At 58.2% G+C, this 13,898-nt stretch carries 15 protein-coding genes and 1 pseudogene; 13 read left to right on the top strand and 3 right to left on the bottom strand.

The window, feature by feature from the left end:
* Positions 1-87: 87 nt before the first annotated feature.
* Positions 88-2,016, top strand: coding sequence for a protein-disulfide reductase DsbD (gene dsbD, locus FGO67_RS09845; protein ID WP_203300535.1), 1,929 nt, complete (start codon positions 88-90; stop codon positions 2,014-2,016).
* A 5-nt stretch (positions 2,017-2,021) separates the two neighbouring features.
* On the opposite strand, the gene tusA is transcribed toward dsbD, so the two are convergent.
* A complete protein-coding gene (tusA, locus tag FGO67_RS09840; RefSeq protein ID WP_203300534.1) occupies positions 2,022-2,264 on the bottom strand; it encodes a sulfurtransferase TusA in 243 nt (80 codons plus the stop codon).
* An 85-nt stretch (positions 2,265-2,349) separates the two neighbouring features.
* Between tusA and FGO67_RS09835 the strand changes: the two genes are divergently transcribed.
* Complete coding sequence (locus FGO67_RS09835; protein WP_203300533.1) at positions 2,350-2,640, top strand: antibiotic biosynthesis monooxygenase family protein; 291 nt, start codon at positions 2,350-2,352, stop codon at positions 2,638-2,640.
* 14 nt (positions 2,641-2,654) lie between these two features.
* Here the strand turns inward: FGO67_RS09835 and rlmM are convergent, their stop codons facing one another.
* Complete coding sequence (gene rlmM, locus FGO67_RS09830) at positions 2,655-3,731, bottom strand: 23S rRNA (cytidine(2498)-2'-O)-methyltransferase RlmM (RefSeq protein ID WP_203300532.1); 1,077 nt, start codon at positions 3,729-3,731, stop codon at positions 2,655-2,657.
* On the opposite strand from rlmM, the gene FGO67_RS09825 reads away from it, so the two are divergent.
* On the top strand, positions 3,730-3,912 hold the full coding sequence (locus FGO67_RS09825) for a hypothetical protein (protein WP_203300531.1): 183 nt from the start codon (positions 3,730-3,732) through the stop codon (positions 3,910-3,912). The genes rlmM and FGO67_RS09825 overlap by 2 nt on opposite strands.
* Positions 3,913-4,104, top strand: a pseudogene (locus FGO67_RS17095) (7TM-DISM domain-containing protein); the annotation flags it as partial.
* Positions 4,105-4,291: 187 nt separating this feature from the next.
* Here the strand turns inward: FGO67_RS17095 and FGO67_RS09820 are convergent.
* Positions 4,292-4,930 (bottom strand): alpha/beta family hydrolase, encoded by a 639-nt coding sequence (locus FGO67_RS09820; RefSeq protein ID WP_203300530.1) that lies wholly within the window; start codon positions 4,928-4,930, stop codon positions 4,292-4,294.
* Between the two features lie 229 nt (positions 4,931-5,159).
* Between FGO67_RS09820 and ccoN the strand changes: the two genes are divergently transcribed.
* From ccoN to FGO67_RS09775, 9 genes are all read left to right on the top strand, one after another.
* A complete protein-coding gene (gene ccoN, locus FGO67_RS09815) occupies positions 5,160-6,590 on the top strand; it encodes a cytochrome-c oxidase, cbb3-type subunit I (RefSeq protein WP_203300529.1) in 1,431 nt (476 codons plus the stop codon).
* Between the two features lie 17 nt (positions 6,591-6,607).
* On the top strand, positions 6,608-7,216 hold the full coding sequence (ccoO, locus tag FGO67_RS09810; RefSeq protein WP_041338121.1) for a cytochrome-c oxidase, cbb3-type subunit II: 609 nt from the start codon (positions 6,608-6,610) through the stop codon (positions 7,214-7,216).
* Positions 7,217-7,221: 5 nt separating this feature from the next.
* Positions 7,222-7,407, top strand: coding sequence for a CcoQ/FixQ family Cbb3-type cytochrome c oxidase assembly chaperone (locus tag FGO67_RS09805; RefSeq protein ID WP_041338120.1), 186 nt, complete (start codon positions 7,222-7,224; stop codon positions 7,405-7,407).
* A complete protein-coding gene (gene ccoP / locus FGO67_RS09800) occupies positions 7,404-8,294 on the top strand; it encodes a cytochrome-c oxidase, cbb3-type subunit III (protein ID WP_203300528.1) in 891 nt (296 codons plus the stop codon). The genes FGO67_RS09805 and ccoP overlap by 4 nt, the downstream gene beginning before the upstream one ends.
* 133 nt (positions 8,295-8,427) lie before the next feature.
* Positions 8,428-9,858, top strand: coding sequence for a cytochrome c oxidase accessory protein CcoG (gene ccoG / locus FGO67_RS09795; protein WP_203300527.1), 1,431 nt, complete (start codon positions 8,428-8,430; stop codon positions 9,856-9,858).
* Between the two features lie 49 nt (positions 9,859-9,907).
* Positions 9,908-10,423: a FixH family protein gene (locus tag FGO67_RS09790; protein ID WP_203300526.1), complete on the top strand. Its 516-nt coding sequence runs from the start codon at positions 9,908-9,910 to the stop codon at positions 10,421-10,423.
* A 7-nt stretch (positions 10,424-10,430) separates the two neighbouring features.
* Complete coding sequence (locus FGO67_RS09785) at positions 10,431-12,878, top strand: heavy metal translocating P-type ATPase metal-binding domain-containing protein (RefSeq protein ID WP_203300525.1); 2,448 nt, start codon at positions 10,431-10,433, stop codon at positions 12,876-12,878.
* A 47-nt stretch (positions 12,879-12,925) separates the two neighbouring features.
* On the top strand, positions 12,926-13,198 hold the full coding sequence (ccoS, locus tag FGO67_RS09780) for a cbb3-type cytochrome oxidase assembly protein CcoS (protein ID WP_238942400.1): 273 nt from the start codon (positions 12,926-12,928) through the stop codon (positions 13,196-13,198).
* Complete coding sequence (locus FGO67_RS09775; protein WP_203300523.1) at positions 13,195-13,884, top strand: sulfite exporter TauE/SafE family protein; 690 nt, start codon at positions 13,195-13,197, stop codon at positions 13,882-13,884. Before ccoS ends, FGO67_RS09775 begins: the two co-directional genes overlap by 4 nt.
* The last annotated feature ends 14 nt before the right edge of the window (positions 13,885-13,898 follow it).

Genomic DNA, 13,898 nt, shown 5'->3' with positions numbered 1-13,898 from the left:
CATCGGATGCGGAACAGAATGTCGAACCAAGTCGGCTTCAACGCAGCCAACTAACTTTTAGAGCGAAACCAGGAACCAACATTTACTATGACAGCACCTGCCGCAGTGCCCCCCACCGGTCGACAGGGCCTCACCCTGACCCTGATACTGGCTCTCTGTGCCCTTCTCACGGTAACCAGCCCGGCCTTCGCTCTGGGTTCAGGCGGCAATTCCCTGTTCGGTGGTAGTAACAATGGTTTCCTGCCAGTCGATGAAGCACTGCCATTCCTTTACAGCACCGATAACGGCGCGGTGATTCTGGCCTGGGACGTCACCCCCGGTCACTATCTGTATAAGGGCAGGCTGAGTGTCACCCCGATCACCGAGGGCGTTGAAACCGGTAAACCGCAGTTTTCACTCGCCGGGAAAACCACCCACGACGAATTTTTTGGCGAAGTGACCGTTTTCTATGACCCGGTCGAGGTGCGCATTCCGGTCACCCTGCCTGAGGGCGTCCGGGAAGCCGAACTGAAAGTGACCTATCAAGGCTGCGCCGAGGCCGGCCTGTGCTATCCGCCGCAAACTCGCGATGTCCTATACTTCCCGGGCAGTGATACCAGCGCGAGCCCTGCCGTTGCCACAACCCCTGACAACGCATCTGGCGGTATCAATACGGGCGCCAACACTCCTGCCACGGCCGACATGAACACTTCCACGGCCACAGGCCTGGCAGGCTTTCTGTCGCAGCAGTCGACGCTGGTCATCGCCGGCGTTTTCTTCCTGCTCGGACTCGGACTGACCTTCACCCCCTGTGTGCTGCCCATGGTGCCAATAATTTCCACCCTGGTGTCGGGCCGAAACACCCGCAGCTCAGGCCAGGCGTTAATGCTGTCCAGTAGCTACGTGCTGGGCATGGCACTGACCTATGCCGCCGCAGGCGTCCTGACTGGCCTGCTTGGGGCCAGTTTCAATCTGCAGGCGCAATTGCAATCGCCCTGGGTGCTAGGTGGGTTTGCTGCCCTGTTTGTCCTGTTCGCGCTGTCGATGTTTGATCTGTTTGAAATCCAGTTACCGCGGGCTATTCGCGAACCGCTGGACAATGCCAGCCATCGTCTGACCGGTGGCCGGATGATCAGTATCTTCGGCATTGGCGCGCTCTCGGCACTGATAGTCTCACCCTGCGTATCCGCACCACTGGCCGGAAGCCTGCTGTATATCTCAACCACTCAAGACGCCCTGATTGGCGGTGCCGCCCTGTTCGCACTCGGCCTCGGCATGGGTGTTCCGCTCATCCTGGTTGCCGTTGGCGGCCGCAAGCTGCTTCCCAGCACCGGACGCTGGATGACAACGGTGAAGCACTTTTACGGGGTGATGCTGCTGGCTGTCGCAATCTGGCTGGTCGAGCGCCTGGTGCCGGCCTGGCTGGCACTGACGTTGTGGGGCCTGCTCGTGGCCATCACCGGTGTTCAGCTTGGCGCTTTCGATGCCGCCAAAGCCGGCTGGGAACGAACCCGGAAAGGCTTTGGCCTGGTCCTCTTTGCCTACGGTCTGGCGTTATTGGCCGGCGCCGTGGGCGGAGCCCAAGATCCACTGAACCCTCTGACGCCCTTTACGGCTGACTCGAGCCTTTCAGTACCTTCCAGTGGGCTGACCATAGGTACCAGCCACGCGCCGTTTCAGCGCGTGGAGTCCCCCGCTGAAATCCGCGCCATGCTTACCGAGGCACGCCGCCAAAGTCGCCCGGTGGTGCTCGATTTCTATGCCGACTGGTGCATCTCCTGCAAGGTCATGGAGCGAAATGTGTTCAGTGACCCTCAGGTCGTGCAGGCGTTAACACCCTACACCCTGCTGCAGATTGACCTAACCGACAACACACCCGCTCAACAGGCCCTGCTCAATGAGCTTGGTCTGTTCGGACCGCCCGCCATCCTGTTCTACAGCCGCAACGGACAGGAATTGCCGAATCAACGCATCCTGGGAGAAATGGATCGAGAGGAATTCATGCGCCACCTGGGCGGTCTGGCCACTGGGGTGTAATTTTCTCAGGCCTCTCCGCGCCGGATCAGAAATACAAACTCTCCGCCCCGCTCTTCCTCATTGACCAGCTCGTGGCCGAGAAATTGACAGAATCGAGGAATATCCCGGGTGGTTGACGGGTCCGTCGCGAGCACCCGAAGCAAGTGCCCGGGCTCCACATCGTTGATGCGGTTGTGCAGCATCATCACCGGCTCCGGGCAAAACAGCCCCCGCGCATCCAGCTCTGCATCGAACTCTGGTACTGTCAAAAAAACGTCTCCTATGCCTTACCTGATTTTTCAGGGAAACCTGCTAAATTATTGTTTATAGATACTAAAACAATAGAGGTGAGTCATGATCCGAGTATTGATTGAACGCCATATCGCCGAATCCTTGGAGGACGCTTACGAACAACGGGCCCGCAAGGTTCTCCAGCAAGCGGTCAGTGCGCCGGGTTTTATTTCCGGCGAGACCCTGTGTGACCGTCACGACCCCAATCATCGTATTACCATGGCGAACTGGCGCTCCGAGGCCGATTGGGCTCGTTGGTTCCATTCCGAGGAACGTCGGGAACTGATGTCAGAACTGGTACCCATGATGGATCGCGAGGAAACCATCACGGTGCTGGCACAGAGTGCGGTCTAGTACCGCAACTCTGCCTAGCCGATCCGCTCGATAAAACAGGTGATTTCTTCGCGGTCGTGGTAGAGGTGGCGTGCTCGTAATCGAAAACCAAGGCCCGCCTCTTTCAGCCCCTGATGAATAATATCACGGCAAATCAGCCACTCGTCATAGCGCTTTTTCATCGGTAATTTCAGATTGAACACCGTGTACCGGCAATGCCCTCCGGCCAACCAATCGACCGCCAGTTTGGCGGTTTTCCTCGGCTGATCGACAATGTCGCATACCATCCAATCGATGCCCCGCTTGGGGCGCCAGCTGTAACCATCCGCTTCAACATGCTCAACCTGACCGGAGGCCATCAGCTCTTCGTTCATTGGGCCGTTATCGACCGCTGTCACGAACATGCCCTGGCGCACCAGCTGCCAGGTCCAGCCACCCGGTGCCGCGCCCAGGTCTGCGGCCTTCTTACCGCCGCCCAGATAATCCAGTTCCTGGTCAGCTGGCAGGAATACCTTCCAGGCTTCCTCAAGCTTCAGCGCGGATCGGCTCGGTGCCGAGGCAGGCAGGCGCAATCGTGGAATTCCGCTGACAAAACGGGCACGGTTTTCTTCCAGGCTGAACCCAACGACCGCCTCCGCGAACTCTGACAGCAGCACTTCAAAGCGGGCTGGCGCCGGCGCGTTCTGGTCCGCCTTCAGAAGTCCTGCTCCACGCATACCCCGGGATAGGGGTGACACCCATTTGCGGGCGAACTTGCCAAGATCACCGTCGGCATTGGTTTCCGGCAACCTGACTTCCAGTCGGGCGCATCCCGGATAACCCCGCTCCACGCTTCTCAGGCCTTCGATCACGGCCCCCACTCGATCATGGTCTGGCAGCCGGATCCGCGCCAGCACCACAAACCAGTCGCGAACAAAGACCATCGTCGACAGCTCCAGCCGCGACAGCAGATCGTCAGCGGTCTCTGGCCCACCAAGGGAGAACCAAACCAGTCCGGAGTCTTTCCGCGGCTCAAAGAAGCCAAAGATGCCAGACTCCGCGGCCCGGTCTGTCAGCTCGCGACCGGCCTCGGTTTCAAAACCCGGACGGCAAAATACAACAACCTGTTCCATGCAGTACCTTTTTTTTGGGGCCGGCGACACGGCCCATGACGCAGAAACTTCCGACGAGCTGCCAGCGCAACTGAACTGGCGCCTCGTCGGTGGCCAGGACCTGGTCTTCAGCCATACCCCATTGGCGTACTGGATACGGCTGAAAGTCACCAATCCGGACGATTATCGAAGCCTTTGGTAATTGATCCTGAACTACCCACTCATTAATGAGGTGACATTTTGGCAGTCGGGTAGCAGCGCAAATCGCCTGATCGAAACCGGCGACCAACGTACCTTTGACTTTCGGGGCACAGACTACCGGTATTTCCTGCTTCCCGTCACGCTCGCCAACGCCGAAAACAAGGCCATCACGCTGCGGATAAGGAGCAGCGGCGCGCTTATCTTTTTTGGCGCATTCAACCTGCTGCTGTTTTTGAGTTCGGGAACCATTTATTACTTCTACAACGCGTTCTATCTGGCCGCCATGGGGCGGTCGGTGCCGGTGTCGCGGCCCTGTATCGGGCCAAGGCAGAAGGACGGAACCGAATTGTCGTGTTCGATCATACTTCGGTCAACGAGGCCTAAGCCTGGCCCAGCCTGTCTACAAAGGCTCGGGCCTGCCGGGCGGCATCATCAATCAGGGCCGACTGGCTACTCTGTTGACGGGCCAGCGGTTGGAAATCGTGATTACCACCCTCTAGCCACTCAATCTGAACCCGGCTCCAGGTTTCGGGAAACTCGTCCAGCTCCTCAAACTTCCCAAAAGGGTCCCGCGTGCCCTGCACAACCAGCATAGGGCAATGCAGCGAAGCAAAGTGATCCGTTCGCCACTTATCCAGGCGACCGGGCGGGTGGAAGGGATAACCGAACCCCACCACCCCAGCAAGATCCGAACGTTCACTGGCCAACACGCTTGCCATGCGGCCACCCATGGATTTGCCCCCGACCAGCATCAGGCAGTCATCATTCAATTCCCGCCGAACCTGGTCAACCACCTCAGAAAAATATTCGAGCAACCGGGGCTGACGGTCGGGCGGTCGCTTACGGCCATCCTCGCGCCGTTTCTGCATGTACGGGAATTCGAAGCGCACCGTCGAAATACCTTTAACTTCAAGCGCCTGAGCAAGCTCTTCCATAAACGGTGAGTCCGCCGGCGCACCAGCACCGTGAGCCAGAACCAAAACCGCACGGGATTCGGCCCAAAAACTTTTCGTTTTCATCAAATTCACTTAATTCACCTTCCGGTTTGAAGCAACTATCATTGCAACTCAGGTAGAGGTATCTACGCCAATCAAACTGACCTCTGCGGTGGACCACCGAGGGGTGCCATGTTGCTGATTCCGGCGCCTTTCAGAGGGTTTTGGAGTTGACCTGAGTCATTGCAAAGCGCTCATGCTTTCTCCATACTTGCGCCCGCATATTTTTCACTTGAAACCCATTGGTAAGGCTATGAGCACAGTAAATGCAAACCTGACTTACAACTACAAGGTGGTGAGACAGTTCGCCATCATGACGTTGGTCTGGGGTATTGCAGGCATGGGCATGGGCGTTCTGATCGCGTCCCAACTTGTCTGGCCGGCAATGAACCTGGACATGCCCTGGACGCACTTCGGTCGTCTCCGCCCACTTCACACGAATCTGGTCATCTTCGGATTCGGTGGTTCGGCGTTGTTTGCCACTTCCTACTATGTCGTCCAGAGGACTTGTCAGGCAAGGCTGATTTCAGACAGCCTGGCCGCATTTACCTTCTGGGGATGGCAGGCGATTATGGTCGCTGCAATCATCACCCTGCCCCAAGGCCTTACCTCCTCGAAAGAATACGCCGAGCTTGAATGGCCGATCGATATCGCCATTGCAGTAGTCTGGGTTTCCTACGCGCTGGTCTTCTTCGGCACTGTTATGAAGCGCAGCAGCCAGCACATCTATGTGGCCAACTGGTTCTACGGTGGCTTCATCATCACCGTTGCCATCCTGCACATCGGTAACAACCTGGCGCTTCCGGCTGGAGCATTCAAGTCCTACTCCGCCTACGCCGGCGTAACCGACGCCATGATGCAATGGTGGTGGGGCCACAACGCGGTTGGCTTCTTCCTGACCGCAGGCTTCCTGGGCATGATGTACTACTTCGTACCCAAGCAGGCCAATCGTCCGATTTACTCCTATCGCCTGTCGATCGTGCACTTCTGGGCTCTGATCGCCACTTACGTGTGGGCTGGTGGTCACCACCTGCACTACTCGGCACTGCCCGACTGGGCCCAGACCGCAGGCATGGTTATGTCCCTGATTCTGCTGGCTCCGTCCTGGGGCGGCATGATCAACGGCATGATGACCCTGTCCGGCGCTTGGCACAAACTGCGCACCGACCCAATCCTGCGCTTCCTGGTGGTGTCCCTGTCGTTTTACGGTATGTCCACCTTCGAAGGCCCGATGATGGCAATCAAGACGGTGAATGCGCTGTCTCACAACACTGACTGGACCATCGGCCACGTGCACTCCGGTGCCCTCGGTTGGGTAGCCATGATCAGTATCGGCGCCATTTATCACCTGGTTCCGAAGCTCTGGGGCCTGCCATCCATGTACAGCGTTGGCCTGATCAACGTGCACTTCTGGCTCGCAACCATCGGTACCGTTCTGTACATCGTCGCGATGTGGGTCAACGGCATCATGCAAGGCCTGATGTGGCGCGCGGTCAACGAAGACGGCACCCTGACTTACAGCTTTGTTGAATCACTGGAAGCTTCCTATCCGGGTTACTTCGTTCGGTTCATCGGTGGCGCCATCTTCCTCACCGGTATGCTAGTGATGGCTTACAACACCTACATGACCGTTCGCCAGAAAGACGCGGTTGCCCAGGATAATGCTGTGGCTCAGGCGGCGTAAGGGAAGAGAGAGACCAGATGAAACACGAAATAGTTGAAAAGAACCTTGGTCTGATGATCGTGCTGATCATCCTGACCATCAGTGGCGGCTTTCTGGTTGAGGTGGTCCCCCTGTTTTTCCTTAAGGAGACCAACGAGCCGATAGAAGGCCTTGAGCCCTACTCCGCTCTGGAACTGGAAGGCCGGGACATCTACATCCGCGAAGGTTGTCACGTTTGCCATACCCAGCAGATTCGTCCGTTCCGGGCGGAAACCGAGCGCTATGGCCACTACTCCGTGGCTGGTGAGTTCGTGTATGACCGCCCGTTCCTGTGGGGCTCCAAGCGCACCGGCCCTGACCTGGCCCGTGTTGGCGGCCGTTATTCAGATGCTTGGCAGCGCCAGCACCTGTATAACCCTCGCAGCGTTGTTCCTGAGTCCAACATGCCTGCCTTCCCGTGGCTGTTCGAAGATCGGGTAGATCACACCAAAACCGCAGACAAGATGGAAACTCTGCAGACTCTGGGTGTGCCCTACACCGACGAACAGATTGCGAACGCTGAGTCGCAAGTGGAAGGTAAATTTGAAATCGAGGCTCTGGTCGCGTACCTGCAACAACTGGGTACTGTGATTTCAGACAAGCGGTGATCCCGATGGATATGAACGAGTTACGCGGTATCCAAACAATTCTGGTCATGATCGCATTCTTGGGCATTGTCTGGTGGGCCTACAGCGCCCACCGCAAAAAAGCCAACGATGAGGCAGCGCATCTGCCGTTCGATGACGACGATGTGGAAAAGCGTACTCTCGAACAGGAAAAAACGGAGAAAAAACAATGAGTACCTTTTGGAGCCTCTGGATCAGCGTGATCGTGCTCGGTACGATTTTCGGCTGTGCATGGCTGCTATTGGCAGTTCGCAAGGGCCAAACTACCGATACAGAGACTGACCGCACCACGGGCCATTCCTTTGATGGCATTGAGGAATTGGACAACCCGCTGCCGAAGTGGTGGTTCTATCTGTTCCTCGCGACTTGTGTGTTCTCGCTTGGCTACCTGGTCCTCTACCCGGGCCTTGGTAACTTCCAGGGAATCCTAGGCTGGACCTCGACGAACCAGTGGGAAGCAGAAGTCGCCGAAGCAGAAGAAAAGTACGGCGAGATCTATGCCCAGTTTGGCAACACCCCGGTTGTAGAGCTGGCCAACAACGACGACGCCCTCAAGATTGGTCAGCGCCTGTATGCCAACAACTGTCAGGTCTGCCACGGCTCAGCGGCCCGCGGCCAGGTTGGCTTCCCTAACCTGACCGATGACGACTGGCTCTACGGCGGCACACCGGAAGCGATTCTGGAAACTCTGCACAACGGACGTATGGGCGCCATGCCGGCAAAAGGTGTTATGCCCAACATGACCGGCGAGCAGGTTGATCAGGTCGTCAACTACGTGCTCAGCTTCAGCGGCCGCGAAAAGGACGCCGAAGCCGCCAAAGCCGGCGAAGCCGTCTTTGCGCAGGGCTGTGCTGCCTGCCATGGCGCCGATGGCAAGGGTAATCAGGCGGTCGGTGCACCCAACCTGACGGACAACATCTGGCTGTACGGCTCCACCTACGAGTGGATCAAGGAAACAGTAGTCTATGGTCGCCAGAATCAGATGCCCGCCCAAAGCGGCCGTCTGACTGAAGACCAGATTCAGATACTCGCCGCCTACGTATACAGCTTGTCCAACTGAGTTAACCGGCCGGAGCGCCAGCTCCGGCCTGGTCTTTTCCAGTCTGCGTCCTGCTTGTCCGGGCCCAGCCTAGAACAGATCAGATAGCCCTCCGGGGCCATTTCGGGCTTTGCCCTTTCATCGGGAGGTTTCGATGAGCAGTGAGATTCCGGTCAAGCAAATCGACCCATCTTCTGACCCCTCCGATAACAACAATAAACCCGGAAGCGTTGAACTTTACGCCAGTCGAAAGAAGATTTACGTCAAAGAGGTCAAAGGCTTCTTTCAGCGCATCAGGAACGTCAGCCTGCTGCTGCTCATGGGCATGTACTTCCTGTTCGTGTGGATCACCCAGGACGGCCAACCGCTGATCCTGTTTGATCTCCCTGCCCGGGAATTCCACCTCTTCGGGATCACCTTCTACCCCAAGGATTTCATACTGCTGTCGGGGATGCTGATCATCTCGGCCTTTGGCCTGTTTTTTATCACCACCCTGTTCGGCCGGGTCTGGTGCGGTTACACCTGCCCACAAACCGTGTGGACGTTCATTTTCATGTGGGTAGAAGAACGCATCGAGGGCAGCCGTAACAAGCGCATGAAACTGGACCAGGCGCCTGGGTCCGGTAGCAAATTGTTCAAGAAATCCACCAAGCACACGGTCTGGATGCTGATCGCCCTGGCCACTGGCCTGACCTTTGTTGGCTATTTCTACCCCATCCGCGAGCTGATTGCCGACATCTTCACTCTGCAGGCCAATGGCTGGGCCTATTTCTGGGTTGCCTTCTTTACCGCCGCCACCTACCTCAACGCCGGCTGGATGCGCGAACAGGTCTGCCTGTACATGTGCCCTTACGCCCGCTTCCAATCGGTCATGTTTGATCCCGACACCCGGGTCGTATCCTACGACCCCAACCGGGGCGAGCCCCGCGGCGGACGTAAGAAAGGTGTGGACCCAGCCGAGGCTGGCCTGGGTGACTGCATTGACTGCGGTCAGTGTGTCCAGGTTTGCCCCACCGGCATCGACATTCGCGACGGCCTGCAGTACGAATGCATCGGCTGTGCGCTGTGCATCGACGCCTGCGATGAGATCATGGATAAGATGGACTATCCGAGAGGCCTGATCCGTTACACCACGGAAAATGAGCTTGAGGGCAAACCGTCCAAGTTGCTGCGCCCGCGGACGTTCGGCTACGGTGCGGCCTTACTGCTCATGATTGGCGCGATCGCATTCACCATCGCAACCCGTGTTCCGGGCCAGATGGATGCGCTCCGTGACCGCGGCGCACTCTACAGCTTCAACGGCCAGGGCCGGATTGAGAATTCCTACACCCTGAAGATCGCCAACATGACCGAAGTGCCCCAGACCTTCGTACTGTCTGTCCAGGGCCTGGAAGACATTCAGATTCTGACGCAGACCTCGATCACTGTGCAGAGCGGCGAGAACAGATCGCTGCCAACTGTTGTCGACGTGCCGCCGGAAGCGATCAGTCAGTCCAATAACGAGATCTTCTTCCGTGCGCAATCCGAAACGGATGAAACGCTGTTGCTGGAAACTGAGAGCCGATTTGTCGGTCCAACGCGCTGATCAATGGAATGCGCAGCGACCACCCCCTGTTTTTATGAGAACGAATGATATGACTGAACAAGCCCCAATTGCGCCATGGTATCGTCAGCCCTGGTTCTGGTTTCTGACCATCTTTCCAATTGCTGCCATTATCTGGTGTATCTGTATGATCATCGTGGCAACCAACCTCGACGACACCATGGTCACCGACGACTATTCCAAGGAAGGCCGTGGCATCAACCAGCAGATTGCACGGGATCAAAAAGCGGCCGATCTGGGCATGGTTGCCGAAATGGCCTTCGAGCAGCGCACCATTGCCCTTGATCTAACCACGGCCCAAGGCCCGGCTGAGTTTCCCTATCTGATCCTGAACCTGTTCCACCCAACGTTGGCTGATCGCGACCGAACCGTGCAATTCCAGAAAATCGGTACCGGGCAATACCGTGGCAACATGCTTGAAGACATCGATGGGCGCTGGTACTACGATTTGCGGGGGCCGGACAACGATTGGCGCCTGAAAGGCGAGGCCTGGCTGCCGGCTGAGAACGGCCTGACCGTGAGCTCAAAAGGTACTGTTCAAGAGTGACCCGAGAGTGATCCGAGAGTGCTTTCACTGCGGCGAGCCGGCACCCGGCGACCCGGCCATTACCCTGGAGCTCCGGGGCGAGGTCCGGCACTTCTGCTGCCAGGGTTGCAAGGCGGTTTGTGAAACCATCCATCGCGAGGGACTGACCGGATTCTATGACATCCGCACTGAACCCGCAGTTACCCCCCGCGAGCTGGCCCGCACCGAACTGGAACGGATCCGGGAACTGGACCACCCGCTGATTCAAAACACCTTTGTGACACCGGTGAAAGCGGGCCAGGAAGCCCAGCTTTTGATCGGTGGAATCACCTGTGCGGCGTGTATCTGGTTACTTGAAAACCACATGAAGCAGCAGCCCGGTGTGCTTACCTTCACCGTCAACCACACTACGCAACGCGCGCGACTGGTGTGGGCTTCGGACCAGACCCGGCTCAGCGACCTGCTGATTGCCATTCACCAGCTCGGCTATACCGCCCGCCCCTACCAACCCGATGAAGCCGAGCAACTGCTGAGAGCCGAACATCGCTCCATGCTGATCCGGTTGGTGCTGGCGGGTATAGGCTCGTTCCAGAGCATGATGCTGGCGTTCCCGCTGTACTTTGAAATGGTGAACGACCTCTCCCCCGACTTTGTCAGTTTCTTTCGCTGGTTCAGCCTTCTGATCGCCACGCCGGTGGTGCTTTACAGTGCGCGGCCATTCTTCAGTAACGCTCTACGAGACCTGAAGACACGGCATCTCACCATGGACGTGCCGGTCGCGATTGCCATTGGCCTTGCCTATCTGGCCAGCGCCTGGGTAACGGCGTTTGGTGGCGAGGAAGTCTATTTCGAGTCGGTGTGCATGTTCACCTTCTTCCTGTTGCTGGGCCGCTATATCGAGGTTCAAGCCCGATTCCGGGCCGGCCTGACCGGTAACGCCCTGGCCGGTTTCCAGCCCGGTGTCGCGACCCGGGTGTGCGGCGAAGACGTGGACGTGGTGCCAACTCGAACCATAGCGCCGGGAGACATCATCCGGGTACGTCCCGGAGAAACCCTGCCGGTGGACGGTGAAATCGTCACTGGCCAATCCACGCTCAACGAAGCGGCGTTGACCGGGGAGTATCTGCCGGAACCCCGAAATCCAGGCGATCAGGTGCATGCTGGCAGCATCAACGGCGAACACCCCCTGGACATCCGGGTAACCAAGGCCGGCTCCCAGACACGCTTGTCCAGCATCATGCGGGTACTTGACCGGGTGCAGTCTGAAAAACCGCCGGTGTCACTGATGGCCGACCGGATGGCCGGCAAATTTGTTGCCCGGGTGCTGATTCTGGCACCCATTGTCTGGCTTGGCTGGTGGCTAGCCGGTGCCGATAATGCCTTCGACATCACCCTGTCAGTGCTGGTGGTCACCTGCCCCTGCGCACTGTCGCTGGCGACACCGACCGCCATTACCGCCGCCACCGTAAAGCTGCGACGCCTCGGGTTTCTGCCAACCCGCGGACACACTCTGGAATCCATGAATACCGTGGATACCGTTGTTTTTGATAAGACCGGCACCCTGACCCGCGGCGAATTGAATCTGGTCAATACCACCCTCCTGGGCAGCCTGGATGAGACCACCTGCCTGAGATTGGCGGCCGGGCTGGAAAAACACTCAGAACATCCGGTTGCCCGGGTTTTCCACGATCGCTCATCATCGGCGGTGGAACAGGTGCGCAACCATCTGGGGGGCGGACTGTCCGGAAAACTCGGCGACCAGAACCTGTTCATCGGTCACCAGGACTTTGTTCAGGGTTTTGTCAGTACGCCCGCGCCGGAATCACCGGGCGCCCCCGGCATGGAAATCTGGCTGGCCTCAGACAACGAATGGCTGGCATGCTTCGCACTGGATGACCAGCCCCGACCAGATGCCGCCCAGGCTATTCGTGAGTTTCAGAACCTCGGCATTCGCACCCTGTTGCTCAGTGGTGACCGCTCAGGGCATGTCGAGCAAGTAGCGCGAACTTTGGGCATTACGGAGGCTATCGGCCAGGCATCGCCAGAGCAGAAGCTCGAGGTTCTGGAACGACTCAAAGGAGAAGGCCGGCAGATCATGATGGTGGGAGACGGACTCAATGACCTGCCCTCCATGGCCGGCGCTGGCATTTCCGTTGCCATGGGATCGGCTGCGGATCTGACCCAGTTACACGCCGATGCCGTACTGCTGAACGGGCAGCTGGTGCAGCTGATCGAGGCTCTCAAGACCAGCCGCAAAACTCGCAGAGTGATCCGTCAGAACCTGGTGTGGGCGCTGGCATACAACGTTTGCGCCCTGCCGTTGGCCGCCGCTGGCATGGTGCCACCCTGGCTCGCCGCGATTGGCATGTCGATCAGCTCCCTGATCGTCGTCCTGAACGCCCTGCGGCTTGGCCAGGCCTCCACCCAACCCCAGCATCCGCATAATCCAGCGGTTGGCGCTCAGGTTGCGTCCTGATACCGTGCTGTAAACAGTTCTCACGAGGTCTTGCCGTGCAAATCGTTATGATTCTGGTCCCACTGGTCCTGATTGTCGTTGCCCTGGGTATTGTCCTGTTTTCCTGGGCAGTCAAGAACGGCCAGTACGATGACCTGGAAGGCCCAGCCCACCGGATTTTGTACGACGACGACAAGGACATGATCCCGGACGAAGCTCGCACCGATCTGCCGACCGACAACAGCGACGTGCAATCGAGTAATCCCGAATCCGAGCTGGATCCAAAGTCAAAAGAAGAGCCCGATCCCGACACTGGCCAGGATTCACCGAAACACCCATGAGTCCGGAACTCTACCTCAGTTATCCCAGTGCCTTTCTGATTGGCTTGCTCGGCAGTACCCACTGCCTGGGCATGTGCGGTGGCATTAGCGCATCCCTGTCCATGGCTCTGCCCGTCGGCTCCGGCTTCAGGTTCCGGCAATCACTGATGCTGCTGGCCTTCAATTTCGGGCGCATTACCAGCTATGCGGTCATCGCAGCCGGCGTGGCCCTGTTGAGCACGTCCGCCGCCGAGCAATGGGCCGAACTTGGCGCACTGCTGCGAACCATCGCCGGACTGCTGTTGATTCTGATGGGATTGTCGATGGCGCAGTGGTGGCAGGGCATCCGATATGTGGAGCGTATTGGCGCTCCGGTGTGGGCCAAACTGTCGCCGCTGACCCGCAGGTTACTGCCGGTCCGGCATCCTGGCCAGGCACTGGCACTGGGCGTGTTGTGGGGCTGGCTGCCCTGCGGCCTGATATACAGCACCCTTGGCTGGGCCGCACTGCAACCCACCGTTGGCTCGGCCGCCCTGACCATGGTGTTCTTTGGGCTTGGCACACTGCCATCGATGCTGGCAACCGGCTACGCCGCAGGCTGGATCAAGGGATTGCAGGGTAACCGGTTATTCAGGAAGGGAACCGCGGTCATGCTGATCGTATTCGGGCTGTGGACGCTTCCGCTGACTGGCTTTATGAGCCATTGACCGGATTACGCCAA

This window comes from Marinobacter sediminum, assembly GCF_016820575.1.
Lineage (GTDB): Bacteria > Pseudomonadota > Gammaproteobacteria > Pseudomonadales > Oleiphilaceae > Marinobacter > Marinobacter sediminum.
Note: the sequence above shows the minus strand (reverse complement) of the source record. Positions and strands in the feature narration are given on the sequence as shown.